Below are 17,725 nucleotides of genomic sequence, written 5' to 3'. Positions count from 1 at the left end.
ATCGCCGCCGTCAGCGACGTCTTCCCGTGATCAACGTGACCAATCGTCCCGATGTTCACATGCGGCTTGTTACGCTCGAATTTGCTCTTCGCCATTTGAGGCTCTCCAATTCATGCGCCCGTGAGGGCTTCAGAGGGTTGTCGCCGAGGCCGGAGGCCTCAGGCGTACTTCTTCTGGATTTCTTCGGCGACCTGGTTCGGCACCTGCTCGTAGTGGTCGAACTGCATCGTGTACTGCGCACGGCCCTGCGACATCGAGCGGAGCGTGTTGACGTAGCCGAACATGTTGGCCAGCGGCACCATCGCGTTCACCACGGTCGCGATGCCGCGAGCCTCGGTGCCCTGGATCTGGCCACGGCGGGAGTTCAGATCGCCGATAACGTCACCGACGTAGTCTTCCGGCGTCACGACCTCGACCTTCATGATCGGCTCGAGAAGCTTCGGACCCGCCTTGGCGATGGCTTCGCGGAAGCCGGCGCGCGAGGCGATTTCGAAGGCCAGCACCGACGAGTCGACGTCGTGGTAGGCACCGTCCATCAGCTCGGCCTTGATGTCGACCATCGGGAAGCCCGCAAGCGGACCCGAGGTCATCACCGAAGCGATACCCTTCTGGACGCCCGGCACGTATTCCTTCGGAACCGCACCGCCGATGATCTTCGACTCGAACACGAAGCCCGTGGTCGGCTCGCCCGGCTCGATATGCAGCTTCACGCGGGCGAACTGGCCGGTACCACCGGTCTGCTTCTTGTGCGTGTAGTCCACATCCGCGGCGCGGGTGATCGTCTCGCGGTAGGCCACCTGCGGGGCGCCGATGTTCGCCTCGACCTTGAACTCGCGCTTCATGCGGTCGACGAGGATGTCGAGATGAAGCTCGCCCATGCCGGCGATGATCGTCTGCCCCGACTCCTCGTCCGTCTTGACGCGGAAGGACGGATCCTCGGCCGCAAGACGGTTGAGCGCGAGACCCATCTTCTCCTGGTCGCCCTTGGTCTTCGGCTCGATCGCGATCTCGATGACCGGATCGGGGAATTCCATGCGCTCGAGGATGACCGGCTTCAGCGGATCGCAGAGCGTGTCGCCCGTGGTGACTTCCTTGAGACCGGCCAGGGCGACGATGTCGCCGGCATACGCCTCTTCGATGTCTTCACGCGAGTTGGAGTGCATCTGCAGCATACGCCCGATGCGCTCTTTCTTCTCCTTCACCGTGTTCTGGACGCCGGTGCCCTTGGTGAGCTTGCCGGAGTAGATGCGGCAGAAGGTGAGCGAACCGACGAACGGGTCGTTCATGATCTTGAAGGCCAGCATCGAGAGCGGCTCTTCATCCGACGAAACGCGGCTCGTCTCGGCCTCGGTCTTCGGATCGATGCCCTTGATGGCGGGCACGTCGACCGGCGACGGCAGGAACTCGACGACGCCGTCGAGAAGCGGCTGGACGCCCTTGTTCTTGAAGGCCGAGCCGCAGAAGATCGGCGTGAAGGTCACCTCACAGGTGCCCTTGCGGATCAGCGCGCGCAGCTGCTCATTCGAAGGCATGTTGCCCTCGAGATAGGCTTCCATCGCGGCCTCGTCGACCTCGACAGCGGTCTCGATCATGAGCTCGCGATACTCGGCCGCCTTGTCCTTGAGATCGTCCGGGATCTCAACGACGTCCCACTGGGCGCCGAGCGACTCGTCGCGCCAGATGAGGGCGTTCATCTCGATCAGATCGACGACGCCCTTGAACTCGTTCTCGGCACCGATCGGCAGCTGGACGACGATGGCCTTCGCGCCGAGGCGCGTCTTGACCATCTCGACGCAGCGGTAGAAATCCGCGCCGGTCTTGTCCATCTTGTTGACGAACATCATGCGCGGGACGTTGTACTTGTCGGCCTGGCGCCAGACCGTCTCGGTCTGCGGCTCCACGCCGGCATTGGCGTCCAGCAGCGCGATCGCGCCGTCGAGCACGCGCAGAGAACGCTCGACCTCGATCGTGAAGTCGACGTGTCCCGGGGTGTCGATGATGTTGAAGCGGCGCTTCTTGCCGTCGCGGCCTTCCCAGAAGGTCGTGGTCGCAGCGGACGTGATCGTGATGCCGCGCTCCTGCTCCTGCTCCATCCAGTCCATGGTCGCGGCGCCGTCGTGGACTTCGCCGATCTTGTGGGACTTGCCGGTATAGTAGAGGATACGCTCGGTCGTCGTCGTCTTGCCGGCATCGATGTGGGCCATGATGCCGAAATTGCGGTAGTCTTCGATCTTATATTCGCGGGCCATGGGGCGTCGCCTTTCGAAGAGTAGAGTGGCTTACCAGCGGTAGTGCGAGAAGGCGCGGTTGGCTTCCGCCATGCGGTGCGTGTCTTCGCGCTTCTTCACGGCGGTGCCGCGGTTGTTGGCAGCATCCATCAGCTCGCCCGACAGACGATCCACCATCGTGGTCTCGTTGCGGTTGCGGGCAGCGGTAATGAGCCAGCGGATGGCGAGGGCCTGACGGCGCTCCGGACGGACGTCGACCGGGACCTGGTAGGTGGCGCCGCCGACGCGGCGCGAACGGACTTCCACATGCGGCGCAACGTTGTCGAGCGCCTGATGGAAGATCGCGATCGCGTCCTGGCGGGTCTTCTGGTTTACGACGTCGAAGGCGCCGTAAACGATGGTTTCGGCGACCGACTTCTTGCCGTCGTACATGACGGCGTTCATGAACTTCGTGACAACCAGATCGCCGAACTTCGGATCCGGGTTGATCTCACGCTTCTCGGCAGAGTGACGACGGGACATATTCTAGTCTCTCAATCTCGGACGGTCGTTCGGGCTTACTTCGGACGCTTCGCGCCGTACTTCGAACGACGCTGACGACGGTCCTTGACACCCTGCGTGTCAAGCACGCCGCGGATGATGTGGTAGCGAACGCCGGGAAGATCCTTCACGCGGCCGCCGCGGATCATCACCACGGAGTGCTCCTGAAGGTTGTGCCCCTCGCCCGGGATATAGCCGATGACTTCGAAGCCATTGACCAGACGGACCTTGGCGACCTTACGGAGAGCCGAGTTCGGCTTCTTCGGGGTCGTGGTGTAGACGCGGGTGCAAACGCCGCGCTTCTGCGGATTGGCCTGGAGCGCCGGAACGGTGTTGCGTTCGCTGGGGCGAACGCGCGGCTTCCGGATCAACTGGTTGATGGTCGGCATTCCAACCTTCCTTCTCTTCAAATCCCGGTTCGGAACGTTCGGCACCACGACGCGAGAAGCCATCGGCTCATGCGCGAAACCGGGCATCGACCTCACCTAGTAAGAGGTCTGCCCGGCATTGAAGCAGAGGATCACGGGCGAAACCGCAATCGTGCGTCCAGCAATGGTACGTCTCGTTGAACGAAGCCTTGTTTGAAGCGCTGGTTCCCGACGTGTCGTCAGGAAAGCGATGCCTCACATCGGCTCTGTTGGCGGGTGTTTAACGATTCCGTCCCCGACCGTCAACCCTGTGCGGGCCTCGTTGGGGCGCGATGTGAAAATGAAAAGGGGCCGCCCGATCGGAACGCCCCCTTCCCTGTCTCGTGCCGGACGGTCGCCTTATTCGGCGGCGTCCGTGAGCTTCGTCAGCATGCGATCGGCTTCCGCCGCATTCGACGACTTGCGACGGTCGTCGAGGATCAGGTCGTCGCGCGAGGTCGCGATGCGACGGACCTGAGTCATCATGCCGCCGGTGCCGGCCGGGATGAGACGGCCGACGATGACGTTCTCCTTGAGACCCTGCAGCGTGTCCATCTTGCCGGCGACCGCCGCCTCGGTGAGGACGCGCGTGGTCTCCTGGAAGGATGCCGCCGAGATGAAGCTCGGCGTCTGCAGCGAGGCCTTGGTGATGCCGAGCAGCACCGGGTTACCGGACGCGGGCTTCTTGCCCTCCTCCTCCAGGCGCTCATTCATCTCGGCGAGCTCGATCCGGTCGACATGGTCGCCCGGAATGAGGCCCGAGTCGCCGGACTCCACGATCTCGACCTTCTGCAGCATCTGGCGAACGATCACCTCGATGTGCTTGTCGTTGATCACGACGCCCTGGAGACGATAGACCTCCTGGATCTCGTTCACGAGGTAGCTCGCCAGCGCCTCGACGCCCCGGATGGCCAGGATGTCGTGCGGTGCCGGGTTGCCGTCGAGGATGTGGTCGCCCTTCTCGATGACGTCCCCTTCCTGCAGGTGGAACGGCTTGCCCTTCGGGATCAGGTACTCGACCGGCTCGACGCCATCCTCGTGCGGCTCGATGATGATGCGGCGCTTGTTCTTGTAGTCGCGTCCGAAACGCACCGTGCCGTCGATCTCGGCGATGACCGCGTTGTCCTTCGGCTTGCGGGCCTCGAACAGCTCGGCCACGCGCGGCAGACCGCCCGTGATGTCCTTGGTCTTCGCGGACTCCATCGGAATACGCGAGAGAACGTCACCGGCGCGCACCGTCGCCCCCGGCTCGACCGACAGAATGGCGTCGACCGAGAGGAAGTAGCGGGCATCCGTGCCGCGAGCGAGCTTGGCGACCGAGCCGTCCTTGGCGCGGATGACCATCGCAGGCTTCAGATCGGCGCCGCGCGGGTTGGCCCGCCAGTCGATGACCTGACGCTTGGTGATGCCGGTCGACTCGTCCGCCTGCTCGGAGACCGACAGGCCCTCGACCAGATCCTCGAACTCCACCGTGCCGTCGAGCTCGGTGAGAACCGGACGGGTGTACGGATCCCACTCTGCGATACGCTGGCCGCGACGCACCTGATCGCCGTCGTCGACGAAGATGCGCGAACCGTAGGTGATACGGTGCGACGCACGCTCCTTGCCGGACGGGTCGAGGATCAGGACCGCCATGTTGCGGCCCATCGCCACGAGACGACCGTCTGAGTCGCGCACGACGTTGCGGTTGCGGATCTGGACCGTGCCCTCGTACGAGGCTTCCAGGAACGACGAGTCGACGACCTGCGCCGTGCCGCCCATGTGGAACGTACGCATCGTGAGCTGCGTGCCCGGCTCGCCGATCGACTGCGCCGCGATGACGCCGACGGCCTCGCCCATGTTGACAGGCGTGCCGCGAGCGAGATCGCGACCGTAGCAGATCGCGCAGATGCCGGTGCGAACCTCGCAGGTCAGCGCCGAACGGATCTTCACGGACTGGACGCCCGCCTTCTCGATCACCTCGACGTCACGCTCTTCGACCGTCGTGCCGCCCTTTACCAGCACTTCGCCGGTGGCCGGGTTCACGATGTCCTCGAGCGCGGTACGGCCGAGGATACGCTGACCGAGCGTCGCCACGACCTGACCGGCATCCACGATGGGCTGCATGGTCAGACCGTTCTCGGTGCCGCAATCGGCCTGCGTGATGATGCAGTCCTGCGCCACGTCGACGAGACGGCGGGTCAGGTAGCCCGAGTTCGCGGTCTTCAGCGCCGTATCCGCGAGGCCCTTGCGGGCGCCGTGGGTCGAGTTGAAGTACTCGAGAACCGTGAGGCCTTCCTTGAAGTTCGAGATGATCGGCGTCTCGATGATCTCGCCGGACGGCTTGGTCATCAGGCCGCGCATGGCGCCGAGCTGGCGCATCTGCGTGGGCGAGCCGCGCGCACCGGAGTGCGACATCATGTAGATCGAGTTCATCGGCTTCTGCCGGCCCGTCTCCGGGTTGAACTCGACCGCCTTGATGCGGCCCATCATCTCTTCGGCAATCTTGTCCGTGCACTTGGCCCAGGCGTCGACCACCTTGTTGTACTTCTCGCCCTGCGTGATCAGGCCGTCGTTGTACTGCTGCTCGTATTCCTTCGCGAGCGCCTGCGTCTCGCCGATCAGCTTCGGCTTCGTCTCGGGGATGACCATGTCATCCTTGCCGAAGGAGATGCCGGCGATGCAGGCGTGCTTGAAGCCCAGCTGCATGATGCGGTCGCAGAAGATCACCGTGTCCTTCTGACCGCAGTGACGATACACCTGGTCGATCAGACGCGAGATGTTCTTCTTCGTCATCAGGTCGTTGGCGATGTCGAAGGGGATCTTGTGCGTCTTCGGCAGAAGCTGCGCGATGAGCATGCGACCCGGCGTGGTCTCGTAGATCTTCGAGACGGGCTTGCCTTCGGCGTCGACCGTCTTGAAGCGGCCCTTGATCTTCGTGTGAAGCGTGATCGCCTTGGTGAAGAGCGCCTGCTCCATCTCGCCGATGTCGGAGAACGCCATGCCTTCGCCCGGCTCGTTCTCGTTCATGATCGAGAGGTAGTAGAGACCCAGCACCATGTCCTGCGACGGCACGATGATCGGTGCGCCGTTCGCCGGATGCAGGATGTTGTTGGTCGACATCATCAGGACGCGCGCTTCCAGCTGCGCCTCGATGGAGAGCGGCACGTGCACCGCCATCTGGTCGCCGTCGAAGTCCGCGTTGAAGGCCGTGCAGACCAGCGGGTGAAGCTGGATCGCCTTGCCCTCGATCAGGATCGGCTCGAACGCCTGGATGCCGAGACGGTGGAGCGTCGGCGCACGGTTGAGGAGAACCGGATGCTCGCGGATCACCTCGTCAAGGATATCCCAGACCTCCGGACGCTCTTTCTCGACGAGCTTCTTCGCCTGCTTCACCGTGGAGGAGAAGCCCTTGGCGTCGAGGCGCGCGTAGATGAAGGGCTTGAAGAGCTCAAGCGCCATCTTCTTCGGCAGGCCGCACTGATGCAGCTTGAGCTCGGGACCCGTCACGATGACCGAACGGCCGGAATAGTCGACGCGCTTGCCGAGGAGGTTCTGGCGGAAGCGGCCCTGCTTGCCCTTCAGCATGTCGGACAGCGACTTCAGCGGGCGCTTGTTGGCGCCCGTGATGACGCGGCCGCGACGGCCGTTGTCGAACAGCGCGTCGACCGCCTCCTGAAGCATACGCTTCTCGTTGCGGATGATGATGCCCGGCGCGCGCAACTCGATCAGCCGCTTCAGGCGGTTGTTGCGGTTGATGACGCGGCGGTAGAGATCGTTCAGATCCGACGTCGCGAAGCGGCCGCCGTCCAGCGGCACGAGCGGGCGCAGGTCCGGCGGGATCACCGGAACGACGCGCATGATCATCCACTCGGGTCGGTTGCCCGACTCAAGGAAGTTCTCGACGATCTTCAGCCGCTTCATCAGCTTCTTCTGCTTCAGATCCGACGTGGTGGTCGCCAGTTCCTCACGCAGGTCGCCCGCGATGCGCTCGAGTTCCATGGAGCCGAGGAGCTCCTGGATCGCCTCGGCGCCAATCAGGGCCGTGAACGAATCCTCGCCGTATTCGTCGACGGCGATCATGTACTCCTCTTCCGTCAGGAGCTGATGCTCCTTCAGGGCGGTGAGGCCGGGCTCGGTGACGATGTAGTTCTCGAAGTAGAGGACGCGCTCGATGTCCTTCAGCGTCATGTCGAGCAGCGTGCCGATGCGGCTCGGGAGCGACTTCAGGAACCAGATGTGCGCGACCGGGGCGGCCAACTCGATGTGGCCCATGCGCTCGCGTCGCACGCGCGAGAGGGTGACCTCGACGCCGCACTTCTCGCAGATGATGCCCTTGTACTTCATGCGCTTGTACTTGCCGCACAAGCACTCGTAGTCCTTGATCGGGCCGAAGATGCGCGCGCAGAACAGGCCGTCGCGCTCCGGCTTGAACGTGCGGTAGTTGATCGTCTCCGGCTTCTTGATCTCGCCGAACGACCACGAAAGAATTTTCTCCGGGCTCGCCAGCGAGATCCGGATCGAATCGAACGTCTGCGCCTGCACCTGAGGATTGAAGAGATTCATGACCTCTTGATTCATGGTGCTGTCTCCTTTTCAGGGCCTCGTGCCCCGCCACGCGCCGGGCGGAGCCGGCGCCAAGATCATCCGCAAAGTCCGATCGGCGCCCTTTGGCTGTGGCGCCGACCATGGCCGCACAAGGCGACCTTTGCGTGGCGGCCTATTCGGCCGCGTCGGGGAGGCCCTGCAGCGGGCCGGCGCTCGACGGAAGCTGGTCAGGCACGGACTGCGACAGATCGACGTCGAGACCGAGCGAGCGCATTTCCTTGACGAGCACGTTGAAGCTCTCCGGAATGCCCGACTCGAACGCATCGTCGCCGCGCACGATCGACTCGTAGACCTTGGTGCGGCCCGCGACGTCGTCCGACTTCACCGTCAGCATTTCCTGCAGCGTGTAGGCCGCGCCGTATGCCTCGAGCGCCCAGACCTCCATCTCGCCGAAGCGCTGTCCGCCGAACTGCGCCTTGCCGCCGAGCGGCTGCTGGGTGACCAGCGAGTACGGGCCGATCGAGCGGGCGTGGATCTTGTCGTCCACCAGGTGGTGCAGCTTCAGCATGTAGATGTAGCCGACCGTGACCTGGCGATCGAACGGCTCGCCGGTACGCCCGTCGTAGAGCGTGACCTGACCCGAACCGTTGAGACCAGCCTTCTCCAGCATGGCGACGATGTCCGGCTCGACCGCACCGTCGAAAACGGGGGTCGCGATCGAGACGCCGCGCTTCATCTGCTTGGCGAGGGTCAGCACCGACTCGTCGTCGTAATTGGCCACTCGCTCGTTCCGGTCGCTATCGCCCAAAAGGCCCGCGATCTCCTGCCGAAGCGGCTGGACATCGTGCGACTGCTGGTAGGCTTCCAGCATCTCGCCGATCTTGCGCCCCATGCCGGCACAGGCCCAGCCGAGATGCGTCTCCAGGATCTGACCGACGTTCATGCGCGAGGGCACACCGAGCGGGTTCAGAACGATGTCGACATGCGTGCCGTCCGCGTTGAACGGCATGTCCTCGACCGGCACGATGCGCGAGACGACACCCTTGTTGCCGTGACGGCCGGCCATCTTGTCGCCCGGCTGGATCTTGCGCTTGACGGCGACGAAGACCTTCACCTGCTTCATGACGCCCGGAGGCAGCTCGTCACCGCGCTGGACCTTCTCGACCTTGTCCATGAAGCGGGCTTCAAGCAGCTTCTTGGAGTCGTCATAGACCTGACGCAGCGCCTCGAGCTCGCCCTGCAGACGCTCGTCCTCGACGGCGAACATCCACCACTGCGAACGCGAGTACTCGTTCATCACCTCGGCCGACAGCTCGGCTCCCTTGCGGAAGCCCTTCGGCCCGGCGATGGCGACCTTGCCGGACAGCATCTCGACGAGACGCCCGTAGACGTTGCGGTCGAGGATGGCCTGCTCGTCGTCGCGGTCCTTGGCGAGGCGCTCGATCTCCTCGCGCTCGATCGCCATGGCACGCTCGTCCTTCTCGACGCCGTGTCGGTTGAAGACGCGCACTTCCACCACCGTGCCGTAGGTGCCCGGAGGCATGCGGTTCGACGTGTCACGAACGTCCGAGGCCTTCTCGCCGAAGATGGCGCGGAGGAGCTTCTCCTCCGGCGTCATCGGCGATTCGCCCTTCGGCGTGATCTTGCCGACCAGGATGTCGCCCGGCTGCACTTCGGCACCGATGTAGACGATGCCCGCCTCGTCGAGGTTGCGCAGCGCTTCTTCCGAGACGTTCGGGATGTCGCGCGTGATCTCCTCGGGTCCGAGCTTGGTATCGCGCGCCATGACCTCGAACTCCTCGATATGGATCGAGGTGAAGACGTCGTCGGCGACGATGCGCTCGGAGAGGAGGATCGAGTCCTCGTAGTTGTAGCCGTTCCACGGCATGAACGCGACGAGCACGTTCCGGCCGAGCGCCAGATCACCGAGATCGGTCGACGGACCGTCGGCGATGATGTCGCCCTTGCGCACCCGGTCGCCCATCTTCACCAGCGGACGCTGGTTGATGCAGGTCGACTGGTTGGAGCGCTGGAACTTCATCAGTCGGTAGATGTCGACGCCCGAGCGACCGGACTCGAGATCCTCGGTCGCGCGGATGACGATACGTGTGGCGTCCACCTGATCCACGATGCCGGTCCGGCGCGCGGCGATGGCCGCGCCCGAGTCACGGGCGACGATCGGCTCCATGCCCGTGCCGACGAACGGCGCTTCGGCGCGCACCAGCGGCACGGCCTGACGCTGCATATTCGAGCCCATGAGCGCGCGGTTGGCGTCGTCGTTCTCGAGGAACGGGATCAGCGCCGCGGCGACGGACACGAGCTGCTTCGGCGACACGTCCATCAGGTCGACGTTCTCGCGCGGCGTCATGATGACGTCGCCTGAGTGACGGCAGATGACGAGGTCCTCGGCGAAGCTGCCGTCCTCGGTGAGCACCGCGTTCGCCTGCGCGACGTGGTGCTTGGCCTCTTCCATGGCGGAGAGATAGACGACGTCCTGCGTCACCTTGCCGTCGACGATGCGGCGGTAGGGGCTCTCGATGAAACCGTACTTGTTGACGCGCGCGAACGTCGCCAGCGAGTTGATCAGACCGATGTTCGGGCCTTCCGGCGTCTCGATCGGGCAGATACGGCCGTAGTGCGTCGGGTGCACGTCGCGCACCTCGAAGCCGGCGCGCTCGCGGGTCAGACCACCGGGGCCGAGCGCCGAGAGACGACGCTTGTGCGTGATCTCGGAGAGCGGGTTCGTCTGGTCCATGAACTGCGAGAGCTGCGACGAGCCGAAGAACTCGCGCACGGCGGCAGCCGCCGGCTTCGCGTTGATCAGGTCCTGCGGCATGACCGTGTCGATCTCGACCGAGGACATGCGCTCCTTGATCGCGCGCTCCATGCGAAGGAGGCCGACGCGGTACTGGTTCTCCATGAGCTCGCCGACCGAGCGCACCCGGCGGTTGCCGAGGTTGTCGATGTCGTCGATCTCGCCCTTGCCGTCGCGCAGGTCGACCAGCGTCTTCACGACCGCGAGGATGTCCTCCTTGCGCAGCACGCGCACGGTGTCCTCGGCATTGACGTCGAGACGCATGTTCATCTTCACGCGGCCGACGGCCGAGAGGTCATAGCGCTCCGCGTCGAAGAACAGCGACTGGAACATCGCCTCCGCGGTTTCCATGGTCGGGGGCTCGCCCGGACGCATGACGCGGTAGATGTCGAACAGGGCGTCCTGACGGTTCTCGTTCTTGTCGGCCGCCAGGGTGTTGCGGATGTACGCACCCACCGTCACGTGGTCGATGTCGAGGACCTGGATCTCCTCATGGCCCGCGTCGAGCAGGACCTTGAGCGTCTTCTCGTCGATCTCGTCGCCGGCCTCGAGATAGATCTCGCCCGTCTGGTAATTGACGATGTCCTCGGCGAGGTAGTTCCCGTACAGGTCCTCCTCGGTGGCGCGAAGGGCGACGACGCCCTTTTCCTTGATCTGGCGCGCCTGGCGGGCGGTGATCTTCTTGCCAGCCTCGACCAGGACCTCGCCGCTGTCGGCGTCGATCAGGTCCGTCAGCGCCTTCTGGCCGCGCACGCGCTCGACCGAGAACGGCACGCGCCAGCCGTTCTTGTCCTTCTGGAACTGGATGACGTTGTAGAACGTCGACAGGATCTCCTCGCCGTCCATGCCGAGCGCCATGAGAAGGCTCGAGACGGGGATCTTGCGGCGACGGTCGATGCGGGCGAACACGATGTCCTTGGCGTCGAACTCGATGTCGAGCCAGGAACCGCGATACGGGATCACGCGCGCGGCGAACAGGAGTTTGCCCGACGAGTGCGACTTGCCCTTGTCGTGGTCGAAGAACACGCCGGGCGAACGGTGCATCTGAGACACGATCACGCGTTCGGTGCCGTTCACGATGAACGTACCGTTGGACGTCATGAGCGGCATGTCGCCCATGTAGACGTCCTGCTCCTTGATGTCCTTGATCGACTTCGAGCCCGTATCCTCGTCGACATCGAACACGATGAGGCGCAGCGTCACCTTGAGCGGCGCGGCGAAGGTCAGGTCGCGCTGTCGACACTCGTCGACGTCGAACTTCGGCTGCTCGAACTCGTACTTGACGAATTCCAGCATCGAGTTGCCGGCGAAGTCGGAAATCGGGAACACGGAGCGGAAGACGGACTGCAGGCCCTCGTCGGGGCGCCCGCCTTCCGGCTCGTCGACCATCAGGAACTGATCGTAGGAGGCCTTCTGAACCTCGATGAGGTTCGGCATTTCGGCGACTTCGGGAATCGACCCGAAGAATTTGCGCACCCGCCTGCGACCGCTAAACGTCGTCGTCTGAGACATCGTCGCTCCTTGCTCTCGTCATCGCCCCTGACCGAAGGGCTCGAATCTCGTGCCCTCCCGTCGGAGAGCCGATCGCCCGCCCCTCGCGGGACGGGCCGGGCCGTCAGTGCCGCCGGAGCGGCCCGCCCGCGTCATCCGAACCCACCGCGGCGGAGGGCTCGGAGCACGTGGACGTTGGATCGATCGGGGCCGTCATGGCCTTGTGTTCGATCCGAGCACGGAAGGCGGAACGGCAAACATGCCGTCCCGCCCGCCAGTTTCAGACGCAAGACGCCAGATGGCGGTCTTACTTGACGTCGACCTTCGCGCCAGCCTTCTCGAGCTGGTCCTTGATCTTGGCGGCCTCGTCCTTCGACGCGCCTTCCTTGACCGGCTTCGGAGCGCCGTCGACGAGGTCCTTGGCTTCCTTGAGGCCGAGGCCCGTGATCGCACGGACTTCCTTGATGACGTTGATCTTGTTCGCGCCGGCGTCGGCGAGGATCACGTCGAACTCGGTCTTCTCCTCGACCTCGGCGGCGGGGGCGCCAGCGCCGCCAGCGGCAGCAACGGCGACCGGAGCGGCGGCGGAGACGCCCCACTTCTCTTCGAGCATCTTCGAGAGCTCGGCGGCCTCGAGGACGGTCAGGGCCGACAGGTCTTCAACGATCTTGGCGAGATCAGCCATGGTAGTCTTCCTTTACGGTTCGAATGTTCTGAATTAGCTGAGGAACGAGCCTCACGCCGCTTCGTCCTTCTTGGCATACGCCGCGAAAACGCGCGCGAGCTGAGCCGCGGGCGCTGCAACGACGCCTGCGATGCGGGTCGCCGGGGTCTGGATCATACCCAGCAGCTTGCCACGCAGTTCGTCGAGCGACGGAAGGGCGGCCAAAGCCTTGACCCCTTCCGCATCGAGAGCGGTGGTGCCCATCGCACCGCCGAGGATCACGAGCTTGTCGTTACCCTTGGCGAAGTCGTTGGCCACCTTCGGCGCCGCGATCGGATCCGTGGAATAGGCGATCAGGGTCTGACCCTGAAACAATCCCTGGATCTTCTCGGCGTCCGTGCCTTGAAGAGCGATTTGGGCGAGGCGGTTCTTCGCGACTTTGACGGTGCCACCCTGCGCGCGCATCTTCGACCGGAGGTCGTTCATCTGCGCGACGGTGAGACCGGCGTAACGAGCCACCACGATCGCGCCCGAGCCCTTGAAGGTCTCGTTCAGCTCCGTGACGAACTCGCGCTTTTCCGCTCTGTCCACTGCCACTCTCCAGTTGGAGCGCACCCTTGCGGCTGCACTCCGGTTGCCGTTTGCCGCCCGGCGAACCGGACGACGCTCGAGGATCCTGTCCCCTTGGCTTCTGGGATCCGCAATGGAACCGGCAGTCGCAGCAAGGCATTCAGAGGTTCGAACCGAAGGTATCGGCAAGGCCGACGAATTCGGATCTTTCCCCGTCTCATGCGGGCTTGGCGATTAAGATGGAACGGTTGGAGAACCGCTCCGTCGCCCGCAATCTCGGACAGGAAGGCGAGGGTTAGGAAGCCCCGCCCCTTTCCGCGCGACCGGGGCCGCGAGGAAACTTTCAAAGGAAGCCGCCGAGATAGGTCGGCAGCTCCCCGAATTCAAACTACTCGGCCGCGCGGACGGTGGCCGGGTCGATCTTGATGCCCGGACCCATGGTCGAGGACACCGCGACGCGCTGGACGTAGTTGCCCTTGGCGCCCGTGGGCTTCGCCTTCTGCACGGCATCCGCGAAGGCGCGGATGTTCTCGAGCAGCGCCTCGGCACCGAAGCTCGCCTTGCCGATACCGGCATGGACGATACCGGCCTTCTCGACGCGGAACTCGACGGCGCCGCCCTTCGAAGCCTTGACGGCTGCGGCGACATCCGGCGTCACGGTGCCGACGCGCGGGTTCGGCATCAGGCCGCGCGGGCCGAGCACCTTACCGAGGCGTCCGACGAGACCCATCATGTCCGGGGTCGCGATGGCGCGGTCGAAGTCGATCTGGCCGCCCTGGACCTTCTCGACGAGATCCTCGGCGCCAACGATATCCGCACCGGCAGCCTTGGCCTCTTCGGCCTTGTCGCCACGCGCGAACACCGCGACGCGGACCGTGCGGCCCGTGCCGTTCGGCAGGTTGACGACGCCGCGGACCATCTGGTCAGCGTGACGCGGATCGACGCCGAGGTTCATCGCGACCTCGATCGTCTCGTCGAACTTCGCCGACGCACGATCCTTCAGAAGCGAGACGGCCTCCGACAGGTCGTAGAGCTTCTCGCGGTCGATGCCCTCGCGGGCCTTGGTGATGCGCTTGCCAATCTTCGCCATGGTCTTCAGCCCACCACTTCCAGGCCCATGGAACGGGCGGAGCCCATCACCATCGCCATCGCCGCATCGACGTCGTTCGCGTTCAGGTCCTTCATCTTCTTCTCGGCGATCTCGCGCACCTGCGCGGTCGTCACCGAGCCAGCCTTGACCTTGCCCGGCTCCTTCGAGCCGCTGGTCAGGCCCGCCGCCTTCTTGAGGAAGAAGCTCACGGGAGCCGTCTTCATCTGGAAGGTGAACGACTTGTCGACGTAGTAGGTGATCACGACCGGAACGGGCGATCCCTTTTCCATCTCCTGGGTCTGCGCGTTGAACGCCTTGCAGAACTCCATGATGTTGATGCCGCGCTGACCCAGCGCAGGACCGATCGGCGGCGACGGGGTCGCCGAGCCGGCCTTGACCTGCAGCTTGAGCTGGCCCGCTACTTTCTTAGCCATAAGCTTCTGCCTTCATGTTGGACCGGCGAACCGGCCGTTCGGCCGCCGGAGCGACCACGCAGGAGTGCGGTACGGTTTCGATGAGGCCGGCTTCAGCCCCACCCGCCTTCCGCACGGGGTTCGGGCGGCATCGCCACCCGGAACGGTCAGACCTTTTCGACCTGACCGAATTCGAGATCGACCGGCGTCGCGCGGCCGAAGATGGAGACCTCCACCTTCAGGCGGGCGCGCTCCTGATCGACTTCCTGGACCACGCCGTTGAACGAGGCGAACGGTCCGTCGGACACGCGGACCTGCTCGCCGACGTCGAACAGGACGGTCGCCTTCGGACGCTCCACGCCCTCCTGAACCTGATTCAGGATGCGATTGGCCTCCGACTCGGAGATCGGGACCGGGCGGTTGTCCGGCCCGAGGAAGCCCGTCACCTTCGGCGTGTTCTTGATCAGAGAGAAGACCTGATCCGTCAGTTCTGCCTTCACCAGCACGTAGCCCGGAAAAAACTTGCGCTCCGAATCGACCTTCCGGCCGCGCCGAACCTCGACCACCTTTTCGGTCGGCACGAGAATCTTTTCGAACTTCTCGGTCAGCCCCTTCTGGCGGGCCTGCTCTTCGATCGACTCAGCGACTTTCCTCTCGAAGTTCGAGTAGGCGTGGACGATGTACCAGCGAGCGGTCATGTAATTCCTGCTTCTGTCCAGCGATCAGCGGCCGGTGCCCATGATGTAGCCGATCGCATAGGCGATCAGCTGATCCGACACGAAGAGGAACGTGGCGGCGAAGGCGACCATGATGAAGACCATGACCGTCGAGATGAGCGTCTCGCGCCGGGTCGGCCAGGTCACCTTCGCGACCTCGGACCGAACCTGCTGGATGAACGTGAATGGGTTAGTCTTGGTGGCCATGTACCGCTCACGACTGCGGGCGCGCAAAAGCTGGATGGCCAGCCCCACGCGCCACGTGTCTGTTAAGCTCTACATAACCGGAGCCACCGTGATTCACAAGGGCCGGGGGTGGACAATTTGCGCATGAGATCCATGGCAGGGGCAGTAGGGCTCGAACCTACGACCTGCGGTTTTGGAGACCGCCGCTCTACCAACTGAGCTATACCCCTGTGTGCCGAAGCGGATTTTCGAATAATGCGGCCGCGCCGTTTTGGCAAGCCTTATCCCCGCTCCGCGGCCGCATCCTGTTCGGCAATCTTCGCCTTGCGTGTTTTCGGCTTCAACCGGCGCAGCCAGTCCGAAACGCGCCGCTGGGGGCGCGTGGTGCGAAGGAGGTCGTCGATCGCGGCATTCGCCCCGTCGAGGCGCTCGGCCAGAACCTCCGCACCAACGAGCGCGACATCCGCAGACGAGATGCCCGGGAAGCGCTGCGCGATCGCGCCGAACAGGTCGTCCGTCGCAACGCCAGCGGTTTCGAGGCGTCGCGCGCGGACTAGCAGGCGCTGAACGATCTGCTCGAAGGTCCAATCGTGGTCGGTGAAGAGCTTCCAGCGCTTCGAGCGTCGCGCGGTGAAGCCGGCAAGGACGATTCGGCTACCCGCGCATCGCTCGGCCAGGAAAAGCGCGAGGGCGAAGCCGCTGGTCGCCACCTGATCGGAAGGATAGAACCCGTCCATGCTGGCGGCCGTGTCGAGTTGGCCGACGGCGATGCCGGCGCCGAATTCGGCCGGTGCGCTGAACCGCTCGTGCCGACCGGCGCGCAGGTTGCAGATGCCCCGGAACCGCTCGGAGCGGACCAGCCTCAGGACGTCCTCGACCTCGCGTCGATAGACGATGTTGGCGCCCGCCCGGCTGGAGCGCGCGACCAGAAGGCATTCGCCGTCGAACGGCGCGTCGAGCACCTTGTAGACCTTATTGAAGAAGACGAAGAGCGCGCTCGCGCCGTAGCGTGCGCGCAAGGACGCGATGTCGACGGCGTCGCTGTTGGCGACGAGGACGATCGTCGCGTAAGCTCCGAAGAAGGCCGCCCAGCGCTCGTTCGCGCCGGGTTCGTCCGCGAGCGGGAGGACGCCCGTCAACTCGTCAGTCCTTCGGCGCGCGCTGCGTCACATGCAGCACACGGTCGCGCATGGCGAACCACTCGTCCGCGTAGTCGTCGTTGCGATACTCGTCGAAATACGGACCGCCGTCGGTGAAGTGGACGTTCTTCGCGGCGGGGTCGTGATCGTATTCGTTGACCAGCCAGTTCCAGGCGGTCGGCAGTTCGCCGATCTGACCGTCGTTGGCGAGCCACTTGAACTGGTGAAGCTCCAGCCCGGTCGCCGTGTTGACGAACTCCGGCGAAAGAGCGCGACACTTGGCATTGTTGAAGAGCATGACGCTCGACCAGTTCTTCTTCTCGTACTTGGTCTGCACCTGGCCGAGGAACTTGGTCTCGACCTTGGGCTGGTAGTCATGCTTGATGCACATCACCGACGCGTTCTCGTCGCGCAGCGCCCAGAGTTCGGCGATGTCGGCGCGCATCAGCATGTCGCAGTCCATGAAGAGGCTCCATCCCTCGTAGTGCGAGAGATACGGAACCAGGAACCGCGAAAACGAGAATTCGGTGGACTGCAGCGCGTTGCGCTCGCGCGTGAAGGTGCCTTCGAGGTGCGGCAGCACGATCGGGCAGAACATCACCGGCATCGAGGCGTGCTCGATGATGCTCTGCGCGAGGACGTGATAGGCCACGACCTCCTTCGAATCGAACCCGACGAAGACTCGCGCGATTTCGGCAGCCATGGACACTTCCTCTTCCGTTCGTCGACGCTTCTAGAACCGCGCCCGGTCGGCGACAAGCAAGAACGCCTCCAATGTCGCGGGCGCCCGCCAAACGAAAACGGGCCCCGAAGGGCCCGCTCGCATTCCAACGTTTGTGTCGAACTTACTCGACGATCGATGCGACGATACCGGCGCCGACGGTGCGGCCGCCCTCGCGGATGGCGAAGCGCAGCTTCTCTTCCATCGCGATCGGAACG

At 64.2% G+C, this 17,725-nt stretch carries 15 protein-coding genes and 1 tRNA gene; all 16 read right to left on the bottom strand.

What is annotated here, in order from left to right; genetic code table 11:
- On the bottom strand, positions 1–95 hold a 95-nt coding region (locus BM175_RS22515; protein ID WP_018010120.1), incomplete at its 3' end, for a GTP-binding protein.
- A gap of 63 nt (positions 96–158) precedes the next feature.
- Positions 159–2,249, bottom strand: a complete 2,091-nt coding sequence (gene fusA, locus BM175_RS21655) for an elongation factor G (protein WP_090966821.1) — start codon at positions 2,247–2,249, stop codon at positions 159–161.
- A 30-nt stretch (positions 2,250–2,279) separates the two neighbouring features.
- Positions 2,280–2,750 carry a 30S ribosomal protein S7 gene (gene rpsG, locus BM175_RS21650; protein WP_055889358.1) on the bottom strand — a complete coding sequence of 157 codons (471 nt, stop codon included), beginning with the start codon at positions 2,748–2,750 and terminating at the stop codon, positions 2,280–2,282.
- A gap of 35 nt (positions 2,751–2,785) precedes the next feature.
- Positions 2,786–3,157 carry a 30S ribosomal protein S12 gene (gene rpsL / locus BM175_RS21645; protein ID WP_019998957.1) on the bottom strand — a complete coding sequence of 124 codons (372 nt, stop codon included), beginning with the start codon at positions 3,155–3,157 and terminating at the stop codon, positions 2,786–2,788.
- 378 nt (positions 3,158–3,535) lie between these two features.
- Positions 3,536–7,735, bottom strand: coding sequence for a DNA-directed RNA polymerase subunit beta' (gene rpoC, locus BM175_RS21640; protein WP_090966819.1), 4,200 nt, complete (start codon positions 7,733–7,735; stop codon positions 3,536–3,538).
- A gap of 139 nt (positions 7,736–7,874) precedes the next feature.
- Positions 7,875–12,029, bottom strand: coding sequence for a DNA-directed RNA polymerase subunit beta (rpoB, locus tag BM175_RS21635; RefSeq protein WP_090966817.1), 4,155 nt, complete (start codon positions 12,027–12,029; stop codon positions 7,875–7,877).
- A 286-nt stretch (positions 12,030–12,315) separates the two neighbouring features.
- Positions 12,316–12,693: a 50S ribosomal protein L7/L12 gene (gene rplL, locus BM175_RS21630; RefSeq protein ID WP_090966815.1), complete on the bottom strand. Its 378-nt coding sequence runs from the start codon at positions 12,691–12,693 to the stop codon at positions 12,316–12,318.
- Positions 12,694–12,744: 51 nt separating this feature from the next.
- Positions 12,745–13,263 (bottom strand): 50S ribosomal protein L10, encoded by a 519-nt coding sequence (gene rplJ, locus BM175_RS21625; protein ID WP_090966814.1) that lies wholly within the window; start codon positions 13,261–13,263, stop codon positions 12,745–12,747.
- A gap of 367 nt (positions 13,264–13,630) precedes the next feature.
- A complete protein-coding gene (gene rplA, locus BM175_RS21620) occupies positions 13,631–14,332 on the bottom strand; it encodes a 50S ribosomal protein L1 (RefSeq protein WP_090966812.1) in 702 nt (233 codons plus the stop codon).
- A 5-nt stretch (positions 14,333–14,337) separates the two neighbouring features.
- On the bottom strand, positions 14,338–14,766 hold the full coding sequence (rplK, locus tag BM175_RS21615; RefSeq protein WP_055889343.1) for a 50S ribosomal protein L11: 429 nt from the start codon (positions 14,764–14,766) through the stop codon (positions 14,338–14,340).
- 146 nt (positions 14,767–14,912) lie between these two features.
- Positions 14,913–15,443 (bottom strand): transcription termination/antitermination protein NusG, encoded by a 531-nt coding sequence (nusG, locus tag BM175_RS21610; RefSeq protein WP_090966811.1) that lies wholly within the window; start codon positions 15,441–15,443, stop codon positions 14,913–14,915.
- Between the two features lie 24 nt (positions 15,444–15,467).
- A complete protein-coding gene (gene secE, locus BM175_RS21605; protein WP_055889340.1) occupies positions 15,468–15,668 on the bottom strand; it encodes a preprotein translocase subunit SecE in 201 nt (66 codons plus the stop codon).
- A 133-nt stretch (positions 15,669–15,801) separates the two neighbouring features.
- A tRNA-Trp gene (locus BM175_RS21600) sits at positions 15,802–15,877 on the bottom strand.
- A 51-nt stretch (positions 15,878–15,928) separates the two neighbouring features.
- Positions 15,929–16,786: a 3-deoxy-manno-octulosonate cytidylyltransferase gene (locus BM175_RS21595; RefSeq protein WP_090966809.1), complete on the bottom strand. Its 858-nt coding sequence runs from the start codon at positions 16,784–16,786 to the stop codon at positions 15,929–15,931.
- A gap of 4 nt (positions 16,787–16,790) precedes the next feature.
- Positions 16,791–17,489 (bottom strand): glycosyltransferase family protein, encoded by a 699-nt coding sequence (locus BM175_RS21590; RefSeq protein ID WP_090966807.1) that lies wholly within the window; start codon positions 17,487–17,489, stop codon positions 16,791–16,793.
- A 142-nt stretch (positions 17,490–17,631) separates the two neighbouring features.
- Positions 17,632–17,725, bottom strand: a 94-nt coding sequence (locus BM175_RS21585; protein WP_018010126.1) for an EF-Tu C-terminal domain-related protein, incomplete at its 5' end; no start/stop codon positions are given.

Source organism: Aureimonas phyllosphaerae, assembly GCF_900113065.1.
Classification (GTDB): Bacteria; Pseudomonadota; Alphaproteobacteria; order Rhizobiales; family Rhizobiaceae; genus Aureimonas; species Aureimonas phyllosphaerae.
Note: the sequence above shows the minus strand (reverse complement) of the source record. Positions and strands in the feature narration are given on the sequence as shown.